At 63.9% G+C, this 22,908-nt stretch carries 23 protein-coding genes and 1 pseudogene; 12 read left to right on the top strand and 12 right to left on the bottom strand.

Annotation, left to right across the window (positions count from 1 at the left end):
* Positions 1-359: 359 nt before the first annotated feature.
* A complete protein-coding gene (locus IF809_RS30850) occupies positions 360-1,271 on the bottom strand; it encodes a LysR family transcriptional regulator (protein ID WP_164938823.1) in 912 nt (303 codons plus the stop codon).
* A gap of 267 nt (positions 1,272-1,538) precedes the next feature.
* On the opposite strand from IF809_RS30850, the gene IF809_RS30855 reads away from it, so the two are divergent.
* Genes IF809_RS30855 through IF809_RS30865 form a run of 3 tightly spaced genes read left to right on the top strand, consistent with a single transcriptional unit; the run spans position 1,539 to position 3,686 of the window.
* Entirely contained in the window at positions 1,539-2,408 is an 870-nt protein-coding gene (locus IF809_RS30855) for a tripartite tricarboxylate transporter substrate binding protein (RefSeq protein WP_462839429.1), read from the top strand.
* Between the two features lie 14 nt (positions 2,409-2,422).
* A complete protein-coding gene (locus IF809_RS30860; protein WP_453980027.1) occupies positions 2,423-3,139 on the top strand; it encodes a dienelactone hydrolase family protein in 717 nt (238 codons plus the stop codon).
* Positions 3,090-3,686, top strand: a complete 597-nt coding sequence (locus tag IF809_RS30865) for a lipocalin-like domain-containing protein (protein ID WP_453992415.1) — start codon at positions 3,090-3,092, stop codon at positions 3,684-3,686. The genes IF809_RS30860 and IF809_RS30865 overlap by 50 nt, the downstream gene beginning before the upstream one ends.
* A gap of 219 nt (positions 3,687-3,905) precedes the next feature.
* Here IF809_RS30865 and IF809_RS30870 read toward each other — a convergent pair whose 3' ends face one another.
* From IF809_RS30870 to IF809_RS30895, 6 genes and pseudogenes are all read right to left on the bottom strand, one after another.
* The gene (locus IF809_RS30870; protein WP_453992417.1) at positions 3,906-4,739 is read right to left on the bottom strand and encodes an aldo/keto reductase; all 834 of its coding nucleotides are present in this window, start codon (positions 4,737-4,739) and stop codon (positions 3,906-3,908) included.
* A gap of 256 nt (positions 4,740-4,995) precedes the next feature.
* Positions 4,996-5,849, bottom strand: a pseudogene (locus tag IF809_RS30875) (alkaline phosphatase D family protein); the annotation flags it as partial.
* 250 nt (positions 5,850-6,099) lie between these two features.
* Positions 6,100-6,519, bottom strand: a complete 420-nt coding sequence (locus IF809_RS30880; protein WP_453992419.1) for a hypothetical protein — start codon at positions 6,517-6,519, stop codon at positions 6,100-6,102.
* A gap of 179 nt (positions 6,520-6,698) precedes the next feature.
* On the bottom strand, positions 6,699-8,318 hold the full coding sequence (locus IF809_RS30885) for a DHA2 family efflux MFS transporter permease subunit (protein ID WP_128967733.1): 1,620 nt from the start codon (positions 8,316-8,318) through the stop codon (positions 6,699-6,701).
* Positions 8,315-9,472 (bottom strand): HlyD family secretion protein, encoded by a 1,158-nt coding sequence (locus IF809_RS30890; RefSeq protein ID WP_462839430.1) that lies wholly within the window; start codon positions 9,470-9,472, stop codon positions 8,315-8,317. Before IF809_RS30890 ends, IF809_RS30885 begins: the two co-directional genes overlap by 4 nt.
* A gap of 363 nt (positions 9,473-9,835) precedes the next feature.
* On the bottom strand, positions 9,836-10,210 hold the full coding sequence (locus tag IF809_RS30895) for a PRC-barrel domain-containing protein (protein WP_128967735.1): 375 nt from the start codon (positions 10,208-10,210) through the stop codon (positions 9,836-9,838).
* Between the two features lie 146 nt (positions 10,211-10,356).
* Here IF809_RS30895 and IF809_RS30900 point away from each other — a divergent pair, with 146 nt between their 5' ends.
* The 6 genes from IF809_RS30900 (at position 10,357) to IF809_RS30925 (ending at position 13,782) form a co-directional block, all read left to right on the top strand.
* Entirely contained in the window at positions 10,357-10,584 is a 228-nt protein-coding gene (locus IF809_RS30900) for a hypothetical protein (protein WP_128967736.1), read from the top strand.
* Between the two features lie 84 nt (positions 10,585-10,668).
* Complete coding sequence (locus tag IF809_RS30905) at positions 10,669-11,220, top strand: DUF4142 domain-containing protein (protein ID WP_128967737.1); 552 nt, start codon at positions 10,669-10,671, stop codon at positions 11,218-11,220.
* Between the two features lie 95 nt (positions 11,221-11,315).
* On the top strand, positions 11,316-12,317 hold the full coding sequence (locus tag IF809_RS30910; protein ID WP_462839431.1) for an SDR family oxidoreductase: 1,002 nt from the start codon (positions 11,316-11,318) through the stop codon (positions 12,315-12,317).
* A gap of 96 nt (positions 12,318-12,413) precedes the next feature.
* Entirely contained in the window at positions 12,414-12,989 is a 576-nt protein-coding gene (locus IF809_RS30915) for a phosphatase PAP2 family protein (RefSeq protein WP_462839432.1), read from the top strand.
* Positions 12,986-13,333, top strand: a complete 348-nt coding sequence (locus IF809_RS30920) for a DUF3147 family protein (protein ID WP_128967740.1) — start codon at positions 12,986-12,988, stop codon at positions 13,331-13,333. The genes IF809_RS30915 and IF809_RS30920 overlap by 4 nt, the downstream gene beginning before the upstream one ends.
* Positions 13,333-13,782 (top strand): hypothetical protein, encoded by a 450-nt coding sequence (locus IF809_RS30925; protein ID WP_128969438.1) that lies wholly within the window; start codon positions 13,333-13,335, stop codon positions 13,780-13,782. The genes IF809_RS30920 and IF809_RS30925 overlap by 1 nt, the downstream gene beginning before the upstream one ends.
* 6 nt (positions 13,783-13,788) lie before the next feature.
* On the opposite strand, the gene IF809_RS30930 is transcribed toward IF809_RS30925, so the two are convergent.
* Together IF809_RS30930 and IF809_RS30935 are read right to left on the bottom strand one after the other, a co-directional pair.
* Positions 13,789-13,983, bottom strand: coding sequence for a hypothetical protein (locus tag IF809_RS30930; protein ID WP_128967741.1), 195 nt, complete (start codon positions 13,981-13,983; stop codon positions 13,789-13,791).
* Positions 13,967-14,125: a hypothetical protein gene (locus IF809_RS30935; protein ID WP_164938826.1), complete on the bottom strand. Its 159-nt coding sequence runs from the start codon at positions 14,123-14,125 to the stop codon at positions 13,967-13,969. Before IF809_RS30935 ends, IF809_RS30930 begins: the two co-directional genes overlap by 17 nt.
* Positions 14,126-14,298: 173 nt before the next feature.
* Between IF809_RS30935 and IF809_RS30940 the strand changes: the two genes are divergently transcribed.
* Positions 14,299-14,547: a hypothetical protein gene (locus tag IF809_RS30940; RefSeq protein ID WP_462839433.1), complete on the top strand. Its 249-nt coding sequence runs from the start codon at positions 14,299-14,301 to the stop codon at positions 14,545-14,547.
* A 139-nt stretch (positions 14,548-14,686) separates the two neighbouring features.
* Here IF809_RS30940 and IF809_RS30945 read toward each other — a convergent pair whose 3' ends face one another.
* Positions 14,687-14,893, bottom strand: coding sequence for a hypothetical protein (locus tag IF809_RS30945; protein WP_128967742.1), 207 nt, complete (start codon positions 14,891-14,893; stop codon positions 14,687-14,689).
* 334 nt (positions 14,894-15,227) lie between these two features.
* Positions 15,228-15,422: a hypothetical protein gene (locus tag IF809_RS30950; protein WP_128967743.1), complete on the bottom strand. Its 195-nt coding sequence runs from the start codon at positions 15,420-15,422 to the stop codon at positions 15,228-15,230.
* A 96-nt stretch (positions 15,423-15,518) separates the two neighbouring features.
* On the opposite strand from IF809_RS30950, the gene IF809_RS30955 reads away from it, so the two are divergent.
* Positions 15,519-16,031: a DUF4142 domain-containing protein gene (locus IF809_RS30955; RefSeq protein WP_462839434.1), complete on the top strand. Its 513-nt coding sequence runs from the start codon at positions 15,519-15,521 to the stop codon at positions 16,029-16,031.
* Positions 16,032-16,036: 5 nt separating this feature from the next.
* Here IF809_RS30955 and IF809_RS30960 read toward each other — a convergent pair whose 3' ends face one another.
* Entirely contained in the window at positions 16,037-16,327 is a 291-nt protein-coding gene (locus tag IF809_RS30960) for a hypothetical protein (RefSeq protein WP_453980041.1), read from the bottom strand.
* A 282-nt stretch (positions 16,328-16,609) separates the two neighbouring features.
* Here IF809_RS30960 and IF809_RS30965 point away from each other — a divergent pair, with 282 nt between their 5' ends.
* Positions 16,610-22,900: a HAMP domain-containing protein gene (locus tag IF809_RS30965; RefSeq protein WP_462839435.1), complete on the top strand. Its 6,291-nt coding sequence runs from the start codon at positions 16,610-16,612 to the stop codon at positions 22,898-22,900.
* Positions 22,901-22,908 lie beyond the last annotated feature (8 nt).

Below are 22,908 nucleotides of genomic sequence, written 5' to 3' on the forward strand. Positions count from 1 at the left end.
TTTCCAGCCGAGGTCTGCGAGAGGATGAGACGAGATGGAGGTTCGGTCTTCCCGGCGCATGCGAACACTGGTGACCCGAATGGTCCAATCGAGGCCTGTCCGCTAACGAGAACGCACGCGCGCTGATATCCATGATGGCCCGGAGCATATGCTCCAATCGGAGGCCGGATACATTGATGCAAGACCGCTCACCACCAACCCGACGAATTCCTTCTTGCGACGCGCGGCCGGACCATACATAAGGGTCAAAATGCGAACAGCTCTGCCTGACCAACTCTAGTCCGCTCTGATCCGCTGACCGGACTTCAATAGAGGCAGTCGTCAGTTCGCCGATGGGCCACAAACCGACATGCTATTTGTCACTTTTGTTTCGCCATTGGCTTTGCGAGCTCACGGGCGCTGTCGATGACGAGCTGCACAACCGGGCTGACGGTGCGGTCTTTGATCGTGAGCATCCCGTTCGGTCGACGGTCCGCCGGCAGTTCAATGGGGAGGACCTTGAGCGCCGCCTCCCTGGCGAGAAATTTCAGTGTGGAAGCCGGGAAAACCGTGATGAACCGCCCCGTCTCCAGCAAGCTGACCCGCATATGGGGGGCATCGGTGACCACCGTCGCCTGGGGATACGCGAGCCCTCGGGCAAGAAAGGCTTGCGTAATGATGGAGCCGATCACGCTCTCCCGCGGCGGAAGCACCCAACGCTCCTCCGCCAGATCGGAGAGCTGGATATTGCGCCGGCGCGTCAATGGATTATTTGCGCCCGCTGCGATGACGTAGCGATCTTCAAAAAGAAACTCGAAATGCAGCCGCTCATCGGCGATCGGGCCGCGACTCCGCACGAACGACAGATCGACTTTGCGTTCGCTCAAGTCGCGATGCAGCGCGTCGATGTAGCCGGTCACGAGCTCAAATCTGATCCGCGGGTGACGGCGGGAGAGTCGATCGACCAGAGCGGAAACGAAGCTCGCCGCCAGATCGGCCGTGCTTCCAATCCGCACCTCTCCAGCGCTGGGGTCGGCCAGAAATTCGATGTTCCTCACGCCCCGCCGTAGCTCGTCGAATGCGGCGGCACCGCAATCGACCAGGGCGCGGCCGCATGCGGTCGGCTCGATTCCGCGCCGGTGGCGATCCAGCAGGCGGACGTCGAACGCACGTTCGAGCTCGGCGATCGATCTCGAAATGTTGGGCTGGGTGGTGTTGAGCAGGACTGCCGCCTTGCCCATGCTGCCGGCCTGCACCACCGCCATCAGCACGTGCAAATCCTGCAGCTTCATTCGCTTTCCGATGCGATCGCTCATCTGCATGAGAGTACCCATATCTGTTTTGAGATGGTCTCATCAGACAATAGCCTTATGCGCTTATGACAGCATCAACTATCCTCTGCCATTGAAGAGAGCCCGCGTGGGTGTAGGTTCGACGGAGCAAAGCCGGTGCCCCCCTCCCGACGTCAATTTTTGCGCTTCGCAGCGGGGGTAGCCGCACCGCCGCTGCTGTCGGGCCTTGCTTACGCCGACACCTATCCCTCTCGACCGGTCCGGATCATGGTCGGCTTTGCCGCCGGCGGCCCGAACGACATTCTCGCGCGTCTGCTCGGGCAGTGGTGGTCCGAGCGGCTCGGCCAGCAATTCATCGTCGAGAACCGGCCGGGAGCAGGAAGCAATCTCGCCACCGAGGCGGTCGTGCGCGCGCCTCCGGACGGTTATACGCTCCTGCTGGTTGGCTCTCCCAACGCGATCAATGCCACGCTGTATGAGAATCTCGATTTCAATTTCCTGCGGGATATCGCGCCGGTCGCGGGTCTGACCCGGGGCGCCCTGGTCATGGTCATCCACCCATCGGTTCCTGCCCATACAATTCCGGGGTTCATCGCCTACGCCAAAGACAATCCGGGCAGACTCTCGTATGGTTCGGGCGGCGTGGGCGGGATCACGCACATCGCCGCGGAGCTGTTCAAGCAGGCCGCCGGCGGGCTGGATCTTCAGCATGTACCCTATCGCGGCGTGGCGCCCGCAATCACCGATCTGCTCAGTGGGCAGGTGCAGGTCGTCTTTGTCAATGTGGCGCCCTCGATCGGTTACATCGAGAGCGGCAAGCTGCGCGCGCTTGGGCTAACGACGGCAACGCGATCAGAAGCGTTGCCGGATGTGCCTGTAATCGGCGAATTCGTGCCCGGCTATGAGGCGAGTTCGGTGTTCGGTATCGGTGCGCCGAAAGGTACGCCTGCCGCGATCATTGACAGGCTCAACAAGGAAGCCAACGCCGCTCTGGCCGATGCGGGGTTCAGGACGCGCCTGCGCACTCTTGATGCGACGGAACTGGGCGGCTCGCCCGCCGATTTCGGCAAGCTGATGGCCGCTGAAACCGCGAAATGGGCCAACGTGATCCGCCTTGCGAAGATCCGACCGGATTAGCACGGCGAAGTCTTATGCAGGGGACATTCAGCAACATTTGCGCGAAGGAAGGCGGCGCGTTCGATTGCTATCTGGTCGCGCCCGAGGCTGAAAAGCCGACTGCTGCAATCGTGCTGGCCTCCGCTATTCACGGCGTTGATACCGACATGATCGCGATCGCCGACGAGCTGGCGGCATGCGGCGTCATCGTGGCGGTGCCGGATCTGTTCTGGCGTTCGGTTGCCGGGCCACTTTCGCGGAACGACCCGCGCGCGGCCCAGCGCGCGCAGCCGCGCCTCGAGCAAATCAGGGCCGGCGAAAACGATATGGTCGACACCCTGAGACACCTCGGCACAATCCCGCAATTCAATGGCCGGGCGGCGGTTATGGGATTTTGCTACGGCGGCCCCTATGCGATTCTTGGCCCGAAGCGACTTGGCTACGCCGCTGGCATCTGTTGCCACGGGTCCCAAATGCTGGACTATCTTGACGAGCTCGTCGGGCTTCGCGAGCAAGTCTGTTTTATCTGGGGCGACGAGGACAATCGCGCCCCGGTCGAGGTGCTGCAGGCCTATCGTGATGCAGCGGTGCGCATGGACAACATCGAAGTGCACATTTTGCCCGGGATAGGCCACGGATATATGATGCGGACAAGCCCGTCCTTCGACCGGGTGGCACATGAATTTTCAATGAGCCGCGCCTGTGAGATTCTTCGATGTCTCCAGTCGCCGTCCGAGACTCGTAACTTCTGATTTCCCCGGCTATCCTGATTGTCGGAGCCCGACTTGCCATTCATGGGAGAACAGCACGGCGCGTCTCGTTGCCTTATTCGTTGCTCTCTATTCCTATTTTCCGTCTGGACCCGCGTCTGCGGACGAGGCATCGAACGTACTGGTCGGAAGTTGGAAGCTGACCTCATGGACCATTCAAATTGTCGGTGGCGACGCAACCGAGCCATTTGGTCCCAATCCGAAAGGAAGGGCAGCTTTCACGCCGGACGGGTACGTGGCCTTCATTATTGTCGGAGCGAACCGCAAGCCTGCAACAAACGACGACGAGTCAGCGGCGCTGCTCAAGTCATTGCTTGTCTACACCGGCAAATTCACCATCGAAGGAGACAAGTTCACGACTAAGGTCGACATGTCGGGCAACGAGCTCCTCACCGGGCTCGATCAGGTGAGATTTTTCAAGTTGGAGGGTGACCGGTTGAGCCTCCGAACGGCTGAACAAGTCAGCTCAGTTGGCATCTATCAGGGTAAGAAAGTAGTCGGCGCTCTGACCTGGGAACGCGAACACTGACAGCGGTGGAACGCTTGGCGAAATGCTTGCCCATTCAAGGAGCCGCCAACACGGAAATGTCGACTGTGGGTCAAACTGCGACTTCAACCCTGTTTCAGGGCTGGTCCGGTCTAAGCCGGATAGCGGACCCTGTGGTGGTTCGCGCGAGGGTCAGCAGCGGGTCACAAGCAGCAATGCTTTGATCAAGCTGCTTGCTCCCGCAAGCCGACATCGGCGCCTTTATGAGGACCCGCCCTGATCCCACTCCGGTGCGAAGCCGGGGCTCACGCAACGCCTGTCTTTCGGCAGCGCTGCGATCTTCGCGAGATCGGCATCGTCGAGCGTGATCTTCAGCGCGTCCCAATTGGCCTGCTGACTCTCGCGGCGTGAAGCCTTGGGAATGGCGGCGACGCCGTCCTGGTCGAGCAGCCACTTCAACGCGACCTGCGCGGCGCTTGCATTGTGCCGGGCGCCGATTTCGGCCAGCACCGGGTCCGAGGCAAAACGTCCCTGCGCAAGCGGGCAATAAGCGACGAGCGGAATTGACCTGGCGCGGAGATAAGCCAGCACTTTCGATTGATCCAGCATCGCGTGGTATTCGACCTGATTGCACGCGATCGGTGCCTTGACGTCCTCGACCGCGATCTTGAGCAGCGCCGTGGTGAAGTTGGCAACGCCGATCGCCCGGGTGCGCCCTTCGTCCTTCAGCTTCACCAGGGTCTCGAACACAGCGCCCCAGTTTGCCGACTTCGATGGCCAGTGCACCAGATAGAGATCGACGTGGTCGAGCCTGAGCTTCTTCAGGCTGGCATCGAAGGCGCGGCGGATCGCATCCGGCGTCAGATTTTCGTGCCAGACCTTTGTCGTGACGTGCAGCTCGCCGCGTGGCAGGGAGGCAGCCGCCAGCGCGGCACCGATGGCCTCCTCGTTGGCGTACATTTCGGCGGTGTCGATGTGGCGATAGCCGATCGACAGCGCGCTCTCGACTGCGGCGCGGCAGACATCGCCCTGCATGCGAAATGTGCCGAGGCCGAGCTTGGGCATGCTGATGCCCTGTGTTGTCAGATGGTCCATGGAACAGGCTCCCTGAGGCATTTTCAGCCCGCCGGGTGCACGCGGCATGCCGCGAGATGCAGACTCTTTGGTGATGGAAAAGAGGTGGCGGGATCGGACACCATAGCGCGGCAGGCGGGCCGCGGCCAATCAAGATCGGGTTAGGAGCGATTGAGGAAGGTGAGCTCCCTCTCCCGCTTGCGGGGGAGGGTTGGGAGAGGGTGTCTTCGCAACGGGACAATCCCCGAGAGGAAAGAACCCTCACCCGCCACGTCCCTCACGAATGCTGCGCCACCACGGCAGGCCGCCCCTGCGGCTGGGGCTCGATGTCGACCGACCAGAGGTCGCGGTTATCGACATCCTTCAGGGTCACGGTCATCACGCCGCTCCGCCCGTCGATGTCGACGCGGCCGAAGAACTGCAGGCCGAAACAGGGGGCGAGATTCTCGCCCTGAGCCTCGCTGCAACCGTTCCGGTACATCGCGACAGGGCCAAAGGTATCGTCGAGCTCGCCGGGGCCCCGGGTGCCGGCATGCAGGGGTCCGGAGACGAACTCCCAGAACGGCTCGAAATCGCTGAACTGCGCCTTGTTCGGATCGTAGTAATGCGCCGCGGTGTAATGCATGTCGGCGGTGAGCCAGACGATGTTGCGGACGCCGGCGCGCTTGATGGAGGCGAGCAGATCGGCGATCTCGTGCTCGCGCCTGTCGGGCGGGCCGTCACCGAGGGCGACGGCATCGAGACTGATCAGCCCGATCGGCAGGTCGGCCGCGATCACCTTCCAGGTCGCGCGGGAGGCCGCGAGCTCCCGCTTCAGCCAGGCGGGCTGGTCCGCGCCAAGAATCCAGCCGCGATGATCGCGGCCCTTGTTCCAGGTCTCGTCGCGATAGCTGCGCATGTCGATCATGAAGACGTCGAGCAGCGGACCGTAAGCGATCTTGCGATAGACCCGGCCCTGCCGCGCACCGATATGGCGGATCGGCATGAAGTCGAAGAAGGCGCGGCGGGCGCGCGCCACCAGGCGCGGGGTGCCGTCGTCCTCATAGCCTGTTTCGTCATAGCTGCCGGTCGGCGACCAGTCGTTGGTGACCTCGTGGTCGTCCATTGCGCGAACATCGGCACCTGTGCATGCGCCGTTTGACTACCGGCTTACGGTTTCTTGACTCCGCGCCGACGCTTTTGCGACGTCGAGGTGACGGGGCAAGTTGGTTGCGGCGACGGCGGTGCACTCCCTCGCCCCGTTCTTACGGGGAGAGGGTTGGGGTGAGGGGCTCTCTCCGCACTTGAGATCATCGATAGACCTGTACCCCTCCCCCGCCGCGCTTCGCGCGTCGACCTCTCCCCGCAAGCGGGAAGAGGTTGGGAAGCGGTGCCTCGCGCCTCAGTGCTTCCAGTTGCAGATGCCGCCGGACCGGCACGGCCAGGTCTGGATACGGGTGTCCATCGCCTGCGCGTCGAGCGGGTTGCCGTGGCGATGCGCGAGCTTCGTGCGGGCAGCGCCGCGCGGCTGCACCCTCTTGGCGTGAGCGACCTTCGGCTCGGGCTCGTGCACGCGTTCGGCCGCGACCTTCTTCGGCACGTCGACCGGTTCGACACGCGCCTGCGCCTCGCCGCCGCCCTTCGCCTCCAGCGCGACGGGCGCGAACTGCGTCTCCGGCCCGAGCCGCTTCGGCGACAGCACGGCCTTGGAGAGATCGAGGCTGAGATATTCGTCAGGCTTGTAGTCGTCAGCGCGCGCGAGACCGCCCCATGCGAGCACGAGGGCAATGGCAACCGCAAAAGGAACGCTTTTCAGGACCACGGACGCCTCCTGAAATTGGTCAGTTAAGGAGTAATTTACTCCTATTTAGGCGTCCTCCGGAGCAATTCCAGCAGTCGATTGCCGCCGTGGTTAAGAAGTTTGGCGGTGTCGGGCGACCTTTCGCGTCGCACCCGTCCAATCCAGGAACCCGACAGGGGCTCCGGATGACCTGTTCCGCTTCAATGCCCCCGCGCGGGGGCGCCGAGGTCGATCGGGCGCAGCACCGCCGCGGTCGGGATCATCAGCACGGCGATGATTGCGAGCGTCCAGAACACGTCGATATAGGCGAGATAATCGACCTGCTGCTGCAGGGTGCGGCCCACCCAGGCGACCGCCTGCGACGCCGCATCGCTGGCATTCGAGCCTTGCGCCTGAAAATAACGCGTCATCGCATCGATGGTCTGCTGGTAGCCGAGGTCTGAAGGTGCGGCGTGCTCGATCAGGCGGCTCTGGTGGAATTGCTGACGCTGCGCCAGAACCGTCTGGGCCAGCGCCACGCCCATGGAGCCGCCGATGTTGCGGGCGACGTTGATCAGCGCGGAGGCCTGGTTGGTCTTGTCGCCCGGCACGCCGTCATAGGAGGCGGTCGTCACCGGCAGGAACAGGAAGGGCAGCCCCAGCGCAAGGAAGATGCGCGAGAGCGCGGCATAGCCGTAGGTGATGTCGCCGTTGATTCCGGTCAGATGCCACATCGACAGCGCGACGATAGCCGCGCCGAACATGATCAGATATTTCGGCTGCACCGAGCCGACCAGGCGGCCGACCACCGGCATCAAGATCAGCGTGGCGACGCCGCCTGGCGACAGGGCAAGTCCGGCCAGCATGGCCGTGTAGTTCAGCTCGGTCTGGAGCAGCTGCGGCAACAGCTGCGTCGTCGAGATCAGCACCGCGCCGGTCGCGAGCATGACGAGAAAGCAGGCGGCGAACTGGCGGCGGCCAAGGAGGCGGAGATCGACGATCGGATCCTCGCGCGTCAGCTCCCAAGGGATCAGCGCGAGCAACGACACCGCCGAAAGCACCGCGAAGACGATGATCATGTTGGAGCCGAACCAGTCGTTGCGCTGGCCTTCGTCGAGCACGAATTCCAGCGAGCCGAGCCCGATCGCGACCAGCGCGAACCCGACATAATCGACCCGCAGACCCTTGCTCAGCAGTTCTTCCCTCTCCTCTTCCGCGCCCGACGGCTCCTTGACCAGCGTGCCGACCAGGAAGAGCGACAGCAGCCCCATCGGCACGTTGATCAGGAAGACCCAGTGCCAGCTATAGGTATCGGTGATCCAGCCGCCGAGCGTCGGCCCGATCACCGGCGCGACCACCACGGCGACGCCGTAGATGGCAAAGGCCTGCCCGCGCTTGTGCGGCGGAAAGGAGTCGGCGAGGATCGCCTGCTCGCTGGTCGCCATGCCGCCGCCGCCGAGGCCTTGCAGGATGCGGAACAGCACCAGCGCCTGCAGATTCCAGGCGAAGCCGCACAACAGCGAGGCCAGCGAGAATATCGCCACGCACATCATGTAAAAGCGTTTGCGGCCGATGACGGTCGACAGCCAGCCCGAGATCGACAGCACGATGGCGTTGGCGACGAGATAGCTGGTGATGACATAGGTGCTCTCGTCGAGGCCGACGGCGAGCCCGCCGGCGATGTGGCGCAGCGCGACATTGGCGATCGTGGTGTCGAGCACCTCCATGAAGGTGGCGATCGAGACCACGAAAGCGATGAGGTATGGATTGTGGCCGCCGGCGGCCGAGCGTTCGGGCGACCAGCCTCCGGCGGACGCGCCGCCTTCCGTGGCGTCGGTCATCGTACTCTGATCCAGGGCACGACGGACATGCCGGGACCGACAGGCAGATCGGCCGGCCAGTTGTCGACCACGATCTTCACCGGCACGCGCTGCACCACCTTGACGTAGTTGCCGGTGGCATTCTCGGCAGGCAGCAGACTGAAGGCCGTGCCGGAGCCCGGCTGCACGGAATCGACATGACCGGTCAGCTTGCGGCCGGGATAGGCGTCGATGCGGATGTCGACCGGCTGGCCCGGCCGCATGTCATTGAGCTGGGTTTCCTTGTAATTGGCGACGATCCAGACGTCATCGGGCACGAACATCATCAGGCTCTGGCCTGCGGTCACGAACGTGCCTTTGGCGCCCGAGAGCTTGACCACGCGACCGGATTGCGCGGCGACGACGCTGGTGTATTGCAGATTCAGTTGGGCCTGATCGAGCTGCGCCTGCGATTGCTGCAGCTGCGCCTTGGCGCCTTCGAGCTGGGCCTGCAATGTTTTGATGCCGACCTGCGCGGCGATCACCGCGGTCTTGGCGCGCTCGGTGTTGGCTTGCTGCGCCTGAAGATCGGACCGGGTCTGCTGCTGACGCTGCACGGTGCCGGCGCCCTTCTCGACCAGATCCTGGGCGCGCGCGAATTCCTCCTGCGAGAACTGGAGCTGGGCCTGGGCCTGCTCGAGTTGCGCCTGGGCCTGCTTGATCTGCTCCTGCTGGGAATCGATCTTCGCCGCGACATTGTCGATGTTGGCCTTGGAGACTTCGACCTGCGCATTGGCCTGATCGACGGCGATGCGGTAGTCACGCTCGTCGATCCTCGCGAGGAGATCGCCGGCATTGACATGCTGGTTGTCGGTAACAGGGATATCGGTGACATAGCCGCCGACTTTCGAAGCCACGGAAAAGCTGCGCGCGGCGACGAAGGCGTCGTCGGTGGATTCGTAATGGCGGACCTCGAGCCAATAGAGCAGACCGACGGTCAGAGCGGCGATCAGCACGATCGCGCCGACGCTCGCCAGCAGCCAGTGCGCGCGAATCCGGTCGCGCAGGGACGGCGCCTTGTCCGATTTGCCGGACGGTTGTTCGGTCTGTTGCTTGGAGTCGGGCGAAGTCCTTGGAGCTTCCACCTTCTGAGGCTGCTCCGCGGACGGCCCACGCTCCCGGGTATGAGCATCCACTGCAACACCTCGATCGGGATTTTTCGGTAAACGGCTTGGCCTGCGCCCATGCCGGGGGCCTAACCGCAGCCCTGAAGCATGGTTCCCGGTCGTGGGAGCACCGCCGCCATTTGTGATTGCATTGCGCAAAAAAGCAGCGCGGCGCTGTCGGCGCCGCGCGTCACCAATGTCCGCACGCCATCAATGCGTGTTCGTCTCGTGCCACTTCTCGAGATCGGGCTTCACCTTGTCCGATCCCTGTTCTTTCTCCGGAGTACCCTTCCAGGGCGTGTCCGTCTGTCTGTGCGAACCCCAGTCGCTCCGATCCCGCGGGTCATCGTTGGGCCGTTCCTTGCTCATCGATCTGCCTTTCCTGCAAGAACATCAGGCGACGGGAACGCCGTAATAGGCGTTGATGCCGCGCAGCGCGGCGTCGTCGCCCCAGTTCCAGTCGCTTCGCTCACCGTATTTTGGCGCGCCTTCCAGCGCCTTGGCGGTGATCCCGGTGACATAGCCGCCGAGCTCGGTGTCGTATTTGAGCGACTGCCAGGGCAACGGATAGTGGTCATTGCCGAGGCCGAGAAATCCACCGAAGCCGAGGACAGCGTAGGACACCCTGCCGCTGATCTTGTCGATCATCACGCGTTCGATCGAACCGATCTTGTTGCGATCGGCGCCGTAGACCGATGTTCCCTCGACCTTGTCGCTGCCGATCAAACGTCCCATCTCGCTGCGGTCCAGCTCACCTTGATTCAACATCGCAATCCTCCGCTCAGCCGATACGTGAATCAACTTGCTGGAAGGGGTGATCGTTCCAGGACCGACCTGCAACCTGACAGGAACATCGCGGAGGAACGAGCCTTTCTTAGGCACGTGAACCATGCCGCCTGGGAAGGGAGTGACCAATGAGCGACTTTCGCGACATTCAGCACGGCGTCAACGATCCCGTGCACGGCCTCGACGTGAAACGCCAGGTCAACGACAACAAGACTCCGCATGAGCGAGCGCAACACCATGCGGATGTCCGGGCCGATGCGACCGCCACACCGGCCGAACCGTTTCTGCCGGAGCGGTTGCGGCGACAGGCGACGGACCCGATCAATCCGCGCAGCGGCAGGAGGCCGACGGATTAGCGATTGGAACCTCGGTCGGCGCGCCGTGTTGGTCGGCGCAACGTGGCGCGGCGAGGCCGCGCATCCAATTGGAGGTACTTAACGATGAAACGCACCGCCATCGCCGTCGCCTGCGTCCTTTTCGCAGGCCCTGCGCTCGCCCAGTCGCTGGGCGAGAAGACCGGCGTCAACTCCGCACTGGGCGTCGCGCCTGCGACTGCCGATTTCGTCAAGGAGGTCGCGATCAGCGACATGTTCGAGATCGAGTCGAGCAAGCTTGCCGAGCAGAAGGGCAACGCGCAGGAGAAGACGTTCGCGCAACAGATGATCACCGACCATACCAAGACCAGCAGCGAGCTGAAGGGCCTGGTCGGCAACGGCAAGGTTCAGGCGACCTTGCCGACGGACCTGGACAGCTCTCATCAGAGCAAACTCGACAAGCTCAAGAGCGCCAACGGCAAGGACTTCAGCTCGGACTACAATTCGTACCAGGTCAGCGCCCATGAGGACGCGGTGTCGCTGTTCGAGCGTTACGCCAAGGGCGGCGACAATGCCGACCTGAAGGATTGGGCCGGCAAGACCCTGCCCGCGCTCAAGCATCACCTCGACATGGCCAAGGAGCTCGGCAAGGCACCGAGCGTCGGCCAGTCGAAGTAGCATCATTCACGCGGACGCCGGCAAATCGCCGGCGTCCAGCGTTTTGCAACGATGCAGGCCTCGGCGCATTGAGATCGCGAAATGTGGAGGCCCTCATGGCACATCAAAGGAAGTCTTCGGTATCTCGCCGGCACGTCGTCCACGCAGCGAGCGCCACGCTCGCTGCGGCTTCGCTGGCATCGTCGACGGCGAAAGGAAACACTGACATGGCCGAGCAAGAGCTGATCGATCCCCTCACCCGCTATCCGAAGCCGCCGTTCAAGAAGCAGTCGCAGCCCTGGCCGGGCCTCGCCGGCAAGATGGAGCCGCGCCCTGATCATGGCGAGACCAGCTACAAGGGCTCCGGGCGTCTCGCAGGCCGCAAGGCGCTGATCACCGGCGGCGATTCCGGCATGGGCCGCGCAGCCGCCATCGCATATGCGCGCGAAGGCGCCGATGTCGCGATCAATTACGTGCCGGCGGAGGAGCCGGACGCGCAGGAAGTCATCGCGCTGATCAAGAAGGAAGGCCGCAACGGCCTCGCCATTCCCGGCGACCTCAGGGACGAAGCGTTCTGCAAGAAGCTGGTCGAGCAGGCCGTGCAGGGCCTCGGCGGCCTCGACATCATCGTCAACAACGCCGCCCGTCAGCAGACGCGCGCGTCCATCCTCGATGTCTCGTCGGAAGATTTCGACGCGACCATGAAGACCAACATCTACGCGCCATTCTGGATCATCAAGGCGGCGCTGCCGCATCTCAAGCCGGGATCCTGCATCATCGGCACGACATCCGAGCAGGCTTACGATCCCTCGCCCGATCTCTACGATTACGCACAGACCAAGGCGGCGACGATGAACTACGTGAAGTCGCTGGCGAAGCAGCTCGCTTCCAAGGGCATTCGCGTCAACGGCGTCGCGCCCGGACCGATCTGGACGCCGCTTCAGGTCTCCGGCGGCGCCACGATGGAGAAACTCGAAAAGTTCGGCGGCATGACACCACTTGGCCGCCCGGGCCAGCCTGCCGAGCTCGCCTCGATCTATGTGCAGCTCGCCGCGGCTGACGCCAGCTATGCGACCGGTCAGGTGTACGGCGCCGCCGGCGGATCAGGCCAGCCGTGAGAACCGCCGGCCCGGTGCATTCGGAACCGCCGGGCCGGAATGTTTGTTGTCATACGAGCGCAACAAAACCGTCACGAAGCTCGTCAGCAACGGACCATGGCACTTGTAAGCGTAGAACCGACCCTCGCCGATCATGCGATCGCCAACGAGATCGCCGACCACACCAACGCACGGGTCGAGCAAGCCGCCGAGGCGCTGACCTGGGGAGCGGACGAGCACATTCTGATCGGGCTTGCCGCGGCGGGATGGGTCTACACCCAGCTGCGGCAGCCGGCGCAGCGCCCGACTGCAAATCACATCCTGCTGGTCTCGCTGACCACGGCGCTGCTTCCGCACGTGCTCAAATCGGTGTTCGACCAAACGCGACCGGACCGGTTGACGGCCGTCGGCCACTGGCGCGGCATTCCGCTATCGGGGCGACGCCGGGACGCCTTTCCGTCGGGTCATGCCGTCCACATGGGCGCACTCGCCTCCGCCGCCGGCCTGCTTCCAACCAAGCCGCGGCGTGTGGTTCGCGCTCTCGCAGTTGGACTATCGCTGACGCGCATCGTCCTGCTGGCTCATTGGGCGAGCGATGTGCTGGCCGGCTTCACCTTGGGCATCGCTGTCGAAAGACTTCTCCGTCCGCTGACGCTCGGCCGATCGCACATGGCCTCCCGGACTCGGCGATGACGGAATACCTTGTCCGCTTCATCGCCGGCGGCATTGTCGTCTCCGCCTTCGCGATCCTCGGAGACATGCTGAAGCCGAAGAGCTTCGCCGGGCTTCTCGGTGCGGCCCCGTCGGTCGCGCTCGCGACGCTGGGCATCGCCGTGGTTCAGCACGGGACACACTATGCCGCGGCAGCCAGCTGGACCATGATCTATGGTGCGGCAGCCCTCGCCTGCTACAGCGTCGCGGTCTGCCATCTCTTGATGAGGTTTCGTTTCACGGCGCTGCCCGCCACCATCATCGCTTTCGTCGTCTGGCTTGTGGTCGCCTTTGCACTGCTGGCGGGTTTCGGAGGCGCCGCGTGATGCCGATCAAGATGTCAGCATCGGCGCTGAAGCAAACGCACTGGTACGAGTACGCCATCCGCTTTCTGCTCGGCGGAGCGGCGACGGTTTTCGCAGGCTTCGTGGGCTCACGCTGCGGCGTCGCCGTCGGCGGACTCTTCCTCGCGCTCCCTGCCATCTTCTGCGCCAGCGCGACGCTGATCGAGAGTCACGAGCGGCAAACCAAGGAGAAGGCCGGCCTCTCGGGCCGAAGGCGTGGGCAAGAGGCTGCAGCGCTCGATGCTGCCGGCGCCGGCCTTGGGAGCATCGGTCTTGCGGCGTTCGCCGTTACTTTCTACGTCCTGGTTGCGAGGAGTGTCATCGGAGCATTCGCCGGCGCCATCCTTGTATGGGCTGCCGTCTCGGTGTCGGCCTGGTGGCTGAGACGGAAATTCCGGATCGTGTCTCATACCCGGCGGGCCAAACGCTGAGCGCGATCAGCGCGCAGCCGGCGCCTCTTCCCGCGGCATCAGGAAATCGTACATCTCGGCTGCCGTGTGCAGTTGGTCGATGCGCGCGGCCACGGAGTCGCGCTGATGACCAGCCGGCAAGCGCGACAGCTCATGTTCGAGCCGCAGCTTCTGCGCGAGGATTCGCTGTTCGAAGGTGTGGGGCTCAGATCGTTTTCGCATCTTCCGTCCTTGGCGGTTGCAGGCCGGGACTGTTGGCCCAGCGCTCGACCTGATCGATGACCTTCTGGTGGCTTGGGCGCACCGGTTTCGACGCTTCGGGCTCTTCCGACAGCTTGCGGGGTAACCTGACTTCGTCCGTCATGGCGGCTCTCCCTCTCCATTAGAATGCGCCAGCGGGAGAGTCGTTTCAATCATAACCTATTGATATTATTTAGATTTATTACTCATTTGGTGGTATTGACGATTCATGTGGAACTCTTGCTAAGTTCGTTGGTTGAGTAAGCTACTCAATCTCCTCAATTTGCGTGATGGGCCATGAACGACCTTCGCGCCGAGCGGCTTCAGGTGATGCTTTCGCCGGAAGAGCTGGCTGCCGTTGACGATTTCCGATTTAGGCATCGCATGCCGACGCGAGCCGCAGCCGTGCGCGAGTTGCTGAAGTTCGGACTGGCCGCTGCGGGCGTCGATGCGGGAGCAGGTGTGAAGTCGAGCAGCTTCGGCGTGTTCGGCCGCGGCCCCGACGGGCACACTCAAGGCGAACCGGACACCGGCAAGGACGACTGATCCTTGCGATCTCCACGGCAAACGGCCCCGGCACGGTGGGTGCCAGGGCCGCTCTTGGAGATTGCTTCCGGAGCACCGGGGGCATGTCAACCGGAAGCAATCTCTCGACTCCTTGCCTGCGGATTCGTTCCTCGCGTGATCAGCCGCTCGGCGCCGCGCCGGAATCGTCCGGCGTCATGCCGGAGCCTGGCGTCTTGCTGTCGTCGTTGAGCTTGGGGTCACGCGTCGCCTCTCGCGACGGCGAACCCTTCTGGTCAGACTTGTGAGCGGTTTGCGCACGCTGCTTGTCGCGCGGCTGCTCCTCCGCACGCTTGTCCCTGACGATTCCCTGGTCGGAATGTGCCATGCTGTGTTCTCGCCTATTTGGATGCTTCGCAGCGCTTACGCTCCGCTGCGCCAAATGTTCCGAAATGGGCGAGACGAGCGCGGCGCTAACTATGCGTCGCGTGCATCCCGACTGTTGCGTGTTCCTGATGCACCTGGCGAAGGGTCGTCACCGCCGCGAACGCGACCGAGACGCCAAAGGCTAAAACGAGCGAGAGAAGTGCCAGACGTGGAGCCATCGCAAAACCTCCTTCTGGATTCGAAAAATCAGTGCGATCGACTATTCCCGTATGATCGTTGCTTGGGCCCGCCGATACCGTGAGCGGCCTCACACGCGGAGTCACGAAGAAAAGAGGTCAGGCGCCCCGGCGGCGCAGGACGCCGACCTGAACAGGCGGAACTTCGCCATCGAGCCAATCCTGCTCTTTCGCCAAAGCCGTCCAAGCATCTGCCATGCGCGAATAGCGCTTATATGCGGGTCGTCCTTCCGACCGCTCGGCCAGCTGCAGACAGTTCTCAGCGTTATCCCTGAAGATATCAGACTGTTTCATGGAGTAAACGTGGGCACGGAACCAGCGGCCTGCAACCCGCCCTTACAGGATCTTAACTCTTCGGGAACTTTGAACGTCATCGGCCATTGATCGTTCATGCGGATACTCGTCGCGATCCTCCTGGCCTTCATCAGCACCGCGGCGCTTGCCGACAGCACGGGCGAGCGAATGCGCGGCGACCGTGCACCCGACGCAACGATCGTCATCAGCGGCCTCTACGCCTTTAGCCGTTTCCAGCAGGGCCTGCTGGAAAGTTCCGACCTCAAGGGTAATGCGGAGGTGAAGAACCTCGCCGCGTTGCGCGCCGAAGAGGCGGCCAGGCGCGACAAGAAGCTGAAGGAGATTCAGGACGCCATTGGCGCCGAGCCGCGCGTGAGCAAGGCATCGGCGGCAGGCTCCAGCCTCGTCATGCCTGACGACATGGACGGGCCCGCCTATGTCAGAAGCTTTTATGCGGCACAGATTCCCGAATACGAATCCACGATCGGCCTGCTGGAGCGCTATCTGAGGACGCCCGACAATCCCGCACTTGCTGCCTTCGCGCGCGAGCAGCTGCCGGCGCTCCGCGTACAGCTGCAAGACGCCGAGCGCACCATGGCCGACAAATAGCGGTCTTACTTCTGCTCAGGATGCTGCTGCTCGATCGGACGAACGGTGCGATCGCTCTCGGGCATCTTGTCCCGGCCGGAATCGCCATTGGCATCCTTGCCGCCGGAGCTCGAGGTGCCGCTACCACTGGGGTTTGACTTGGCGGCAGTCCCCGTCGTCTGCGAACCCGCATGCGGCGTGGCGGAGCTGGCCGCCGGATCACCCGTCACGGCGCCGCGCCCACTTGGTGCCCCCTGCGCAAAGGCAGATCCCGCGGCGACCAACACGCCGGCAAAGACGGCTAATCCAGCTTTCATCTGCGTTCTCCCTGTATCTCGCCAGAGGCTAACCTCGGGGCCCCCCCGCTGTTCCCGAGCGCCTTTGGCCGGCATTCCGGACCGAAAGGGCGCGCCCTCGGAGTTTTTTGAAACGGGTGGAACTCACGGCGATCATCGCCGTTATCTTGGTTGGGCTGAGCAAGGCAGGTTCCAATTACTCGCGTCATAACCTTGGCGCTTGATTTCGAATTTGGCTGACGCTCTATTTTGAATAGTCGCGTCCTGCCATAGGATTTGGCCGGCGCCTGCGGGGGAATCAGTATGAGCGACCTCGATCCCGGAACAGCATCACGCTCCGGTCGTCGTGTCCCAAAACCAAAACCCAACGGCATGTCAGAGCCGGATTCCCGGGCGGAACTGCTCCTTGCGCTCCAGGCCATGCGCAGCGGCGATTTCTCCGTGCGCATGAGCGGGGACTATCTCGGCATGGACGGCAAGATTGCCGACACCTTCAACGAAATCATCGCCGCCAACCAGCGCATGGCGCAGCAGCTCGAGCTGGTCGGTCAGGTGGTGGGACGCGAGGGTAAGACCCGCCAGAGGGTGAAGTTCGGCCTCGCGTCCGGCTCCTGGGCCGACATGGAAGGCTCCGTCAACACGCTGATCGATGACCTCTTGTGGCCGACGCGCGAGGTGACCCGCGCCGTCGCCGCCGTGGCGCAGGGCGACCTGCTCCAGACCGTCAAGCTCGACGTCGAGGGCCGTCCGCTGCGCGGCGAATTCCTGCAGTCGGCGACCATCGTCAACACGATGATCAAGCAGCTCGGCGTGTTCACCTCCGAGGTGACGCGCGTCGCGCGCGAGGTCGGCACCGAAGGCAAGCTCGGTGGCCAGGCCCAGGTGCCCGAGGTGACCGGCGTCTGGAAAGACCTGACCGAAAGCGTCAACTCGATGGCGAACAACCTGACCAACCAGGTCCGCAACATCGCCGAGGTGACGATCGCGGTGGCCAACGGCGACCTGTCGAAGAAGATCACGGTCGACGTCCGCGGCGAGATCCTTCAGCTCAAGGAAGCCATCAACACGATGGTGGACCAGCTCCGCTCCTTCGCCTCCGAAGTGACGCGCGTGGCGCGTGAGGTCGGCACCGACGGCAAGCTGGGCGGCCAGGCGATCGTGCCCGGGGTCGCCGGGACCTGGAAGGATTTGACCGACTCCGTGAACGCTATGTGCGGCAACCTGACCGCTCAGGTCCGCAACATCGCCAACGTCACCACGGCCGTGGCGCGCGGCGACCTCTCGCGCAAGATCACCGTGGACGTGCGCGGCGAAATCCTGGAGCTCAAGGACACCATCAACACCATGGTGGACCAGCTCAACTCCTTCGCCTCCGAAGTGACGCGCGTCGCGCGCGAGGTCGGCACCGAAGGCAAGCTCGGCGGCCAAGCCCAGGTGCCCGGTGTCGCCGGCACCTGGAAGGATCTCACCGACAACGTCAACTTCATGGCCTCGAACCTGACCGCGCAGGTCCGCAACATCGCCGACGTCGCCACCGCGATCGCCGGCGGCGACTTGTCCAAGAAGATCACCGTGAACGTGTCGGGCGAAATCCTTCAGCTGAAGGAAACGCTCAACACCATGGTGGACCAGCTCAACGCCTTTGCCGGCGAAGTCACGCGCGTGGCGCGCGAAGTCGGCACCGAGGGGCGGCTCGGCGGCCAGGCCAACGTGCTCGGCGTCGCCGGCACCTGGAAGGACCTCACCGAAAGCGTCAACTCGATGGCCTCGAACTTGACGGCACAGGTCCGCAACATCGCCGAAGTGACGACGGCGGTCGCCGGCGGCGACCTCTCCAAGAAGATCACCGTGGACGTCCGTGGCGAGATCCTGGAGCTGAAGGACACCATCAACACCATGGTGGACCAGCTCAATGCGTTCGCCGGCGAAGTGACGCGCGTCGCGCGCGAGGTCGGCACCGAAGGCAAGCTCGGCGGCCAAGCCGTCGTGCGGGGTGTCGGCGGCACCTGGAAGGACCTGACCGACTCCGTCAACTCGATGGCCTCGAACCTGACCGGCCAGGTTCGCAACATCGCCGAAGTCGCGACCGCGGTCGCCAAGGGCGATTTGTCGAAGAAGATCACAGTGAACGTCTCCGGCGAAATCCTTCAGCTGAAGGAAACGCTCAACACCATGGTCGACCAGCTCAATGCGTTCGCGGGCGAAGTCACGCGCGTCGCGCGCGAGGTCGGCACCGACGGCAAGCTCGGTGGTCAGGCCGACGTGCCCGGCGTCGCCGGCACCTGGAAGGACTTGACTGACTCCGTGAACTCGATGGCGGGCAACCTCACCGCCCAGGTTCGCAACATCGCCGAAGTCGCGACCGCGATCGCCGGCGGCGACCTGTCGCGCAAGATCACGGTGGACGTGCGCGGCGAGATCCTTCAGCTGAAGGACACCCTCAACACGATGGTCGACCAGCTCAACCGCTTCGCGGGCGAGGTGACGCGCGTGGCGCGCGAGGTCGGCACCGAAGGCCGCCTCGGCGGTCAGGCCAACGTGCCCGGTGTCGCCGGCACCTGGAAGGACCTCACCGACTCCGTCAACTCGATGGCGGGCAACCTCACCGCCCAGGTCCGCAACATCGCCGAGGTCACGACCGCCGTGGCGCGCGGCGACTTGTCGCGCAAGATCACCGTGGACGTGAAGGGCGAAATCCTCGAGCTGAAGAACACCATCAACACCATGGTGGACCAGCTCAACGGCTTTGCCGGCGAAGTCACGCGCGTGGCGCGCGAGGTCGGCACCGAAGGCAAGCTCGGCGGCCAGGCCGAAGTGCCCGGCGTCGCCGGCACCTGGAAGGATCTCACCGACAACGTCAACTTCATGGCATCGAACCTGACCGCCCAGGTCCGCAACATCGCCGAGGTCGCGACCGCCATCGCCGGCGGCGACCTCTCCAAGAAGATCACGGTGGACGTCCGCGGCGAGATCCTGCTGCTGAAGGACACCCTGAACACCATGGTGGAGCAGCTCCGCTCCTTCGCCGCCGAGGTGACGCGCGTGGCGCGCGAGGTCGGCACCGAAGGCCGGCTCGGCGGTCAGGCCGTGGTGCCCGGCGTCGGCGGCACCTGGAAGGATCTCACTGACAACGTCAACCTCCTGGCCGCGAACCTCACCACACAGGTCCGCAACATCGCCGAGGTCACGACCGCCGTGGCGCGCGGCGACTTGTCGCGCAAGATCACCGTCGACGTGAAGGGCGAAATCCTCGAGCTCAAGAACACCATCAACACCATGGTGGACCAGCTCAACGCCTTCGCCGGTGAAGTGACGCGCGTGGCGCGCGAGGTCGGCACCGAGGGCAAGCTGGGCGGCCAGGCCCAGGTGCCCGGCGTCGCCGGCACCTGGAAGGATCTGACCGACACCGTCAACTTCATGGCGGCGAACCTGACCGAACAGGTGCGCGGCATCGTCAAGGTGGTGACCGCCGTCGCCAACGGCGATCTCAAGCAGAACCTCACCGTGAAGTCGAAGGGCGAGGTCGCCGCGCTCGCCGACACCATCAACAACATGACGGAGACGCTTGCGACCTTCGCCGACCAGGTGACGTCGGTGGCGCGTGAGGTCGGCGTCGAAGGCCGGCTCGGCGGCCAGGCCAACGTGCCCGGCGCGGCCGGCACCTGGAAGGACCTCACCGGCAACGTCAACCTGCTCGCGGCCAACCTCACCTCGCAGGTGCGCGCGATCGCGGAAGTCGCGACCGCCGTGACCAAGGGCGATTTGACGCGATCGATCCAGGTCGACGCCCGCGGCGAGGTGGCCGAGCTGAAAGACAACATCAACACCATGATCACCAATCTCCGTCTGACGACGGAGCTGAACACCGAGCAGGATTGGCTCAAGACCAACCTCGCCAAGTTCACCAACATGCTGCAGGGCCAGCGCGACCTCGCGACCGTGGGCCGACTGCTGCTCACCGAATTGTCGCCGCTGGTGAACGCGCATACCGGCGTGATCTACCAGGTCGAGAGCGAGGACAATCCGCAGCTCCTGCTGCTCGCCTCCTATGCCGGCGACGGCGTCTATCCCTACCAGCGCGTGCTGCAGTTCGGCGAAGGCCTGATCGGCCAGTGTGCGGTCGACAGGCGCCCGCGCATGGTCGCCGACATCCCTGCCGATGTCGTGCCGATCAACTCCGCGCTGCTCCGCGTCGCCCCGAAGAACCTCGTGGTGCTGCCGGTGCTGTTCGAGGGGCAGGTGAAGGCGGTGATCGAGCTGGCTTCGCTCACCTCCTTCACGACGTCGCAGATGACGTTCCTGGAGCAGCTGACCGATTCCATCGGCATCGTGCTGAACTCGATCGAAGCGACGATGCAGACCGAAGGCCTGCTCAAGCAGTCGCAGCAGCTCGCCGGCGAGCTCCAGACCCAGCAGCGCGAATTGCAGCAGACCAACGACCAGCTCGAGCAGAAGGCGCAGCAGCTCGCCGAACGCAACGTCGAGGTCGAACGCAAGAACCAGGAAATCGAGCAGGCCCGCCGTGCGCTCGAGGAAAAGGCGACCGAGCTCGCATTGACCTCGAAGTACAAGTCCGAATTCCTGGCCAATATGAGCCACGAGCTGCGCACGCCATTGAACTCGATCCTGATCCTCGGACAGCAGCTCACCGACAATCCCGACGGCAATCTCTCGGCCAAGCAGGTCGAATTCGCCCGCACCATCCACGGCGCCGGCACCGACCTGCTCAACCTCATCAGCGACATTCTCGATCTCTCCAAGATCGAATCCGGCACGGTGACGGTCGACGCCGAGGAGATCCTCACCGCGAACCTGCTCGAGACGGTCGGACGGCCGTTCCGGCATGAAGCCGAGAACCGCAACCTGTCGTTCAAGATCGACGTTGATCCGAATCTCGCCCGCAGCATCGTCACCGACTCCAAGCGCTTGCAGCAGGTGCTGAAGAACCTGCTTTCCAACGCCTTCAAGTTCACCGCCGAAGGCGAAGTGCGGTTGAAGGTCGCCGGCGCCCTCGGCGGCTGGGGCACGGATCATCCGGTGCTGAACTCCGCGCCGGCCGTGATTGCCTTCGAGGTCTCCGATACCGGCATCGGCATTCCGCTGGAGAAGCAGAAGCTGATCTTCGAGGCGTTCCAGCAGGCGGATGCCGGCACCAGCCGCAAATATGGCGGCACCGGTCTCGGCCTCGCCATCAGCCGCGAGCTTGCGAGCCTGCTCGGCGGCGAAATCCACCTGCGCAGCTCGCCGGGCAAGGGCTCGACCTTCACGCTCTATCTGCCGCTGAAATATTCCGGCCCGACGCTGGCGCCGCGCGCCGCGCCGGCGCCGCAACATCAGCCGCCCGCGCTGCAGCCGGCCGCACCGGAACAGCAGCGCGTCGTCGAGCAGCTGCCCGACGATCGGCTCAATCTCGATCCCGGCGACAGCATCCTTTTGATCGTCGAGGACGATCCGCATTATGCCCGGATCCTGGTCGACCTTGCCCGCGACAAGGGCTTCAAGGTGCTCGTCGCGGCGCGCGGCGCCGAAGCGCTGGAGCTCGCCAAGCAGTACCAGCCGCGCGCGGTCTCGCTCGACGTGTTCCTGCCCGACATGCTCGGCTGGACGGTGCTGAGCCAGCTCAAGCACAACCCGCTGACGCGCCACATCCCGGTGCAGATCATCACGCTCGACGAGGACCGCCAGCATGCGCTGGCCCGCGGCGCCTTCTCCTTCGTCAACAAGCCGACCACGACCGAAGGTGTGGCGGCCGCGCTGACGCAGATCAAGGAATATGCGCGGCCGCGGCGCAAGCGGCTGCTGATCGTCGAGGACAACGAGGCCGAGCAGCTGTCGATCCGGGAGCTGCTGCATCACGACGACATCGAGATCGTGACCACCGATACCGGTGCCGGCGCGCTCTCAACGCTCCGCGAGGCGCCCTGCGATTGCGTGGTGCTCGATCTCAGGCTGCCGGACATGAGCGGCTTCGAGGTGCTGGATCAGATCCGGCGCGACGAGGCGCTGTCGAATGTTCCCGTGGTGGTGTTCACCGGTCGCGAGCTGTCGGCCGAAGAAGATGCCGAGCTCCACACCATGGCGCGCAGCATCGTGGTCAAGGGCGTGGAATCGCCCGAACGCCTGCTCGACGAAACCGCATTGTTCCTGCATCGCGTGATCACGGAGCTGCCGGTCGAGAAGCAGCGCATGCTGGAGAAGCTGAACAGTTCCGACGAAGACCTGATCGGCAAGACCGCGCTGCTCGTCGACGACGATGCCCGTAACATCTTCGCGCTCTCGAGCGTGTTGGAACGGCGCGGCATGAAGGTGCTGACGGCGACGACGGGCCGCGAGGCGGTCGCGCTGGTCGAATCCAACCCGGAGATCGCCATCGTGCTGATGGACATCATGATGCCGCAGATGGATGGCTATCAGACCATCGGCGTGATCCGGGAGAACCCGGCCTTCCTCCGCCTGCCGATCATCGCACTGACGGCGAAGGCGATGAAGGGCGACCGCGAGAAATGCCTGGAGGCAGGAGCGTCCGACTATCTCGCAAAGCCTGTCAACACCGATCAATTGCTGCTTGCGATCCGCATGTGGCTGCATCGCTGAGTGGTATC

Source organism: Bradyrhizobium sp. UFLA06-24 (assembly GCF_054967145.1).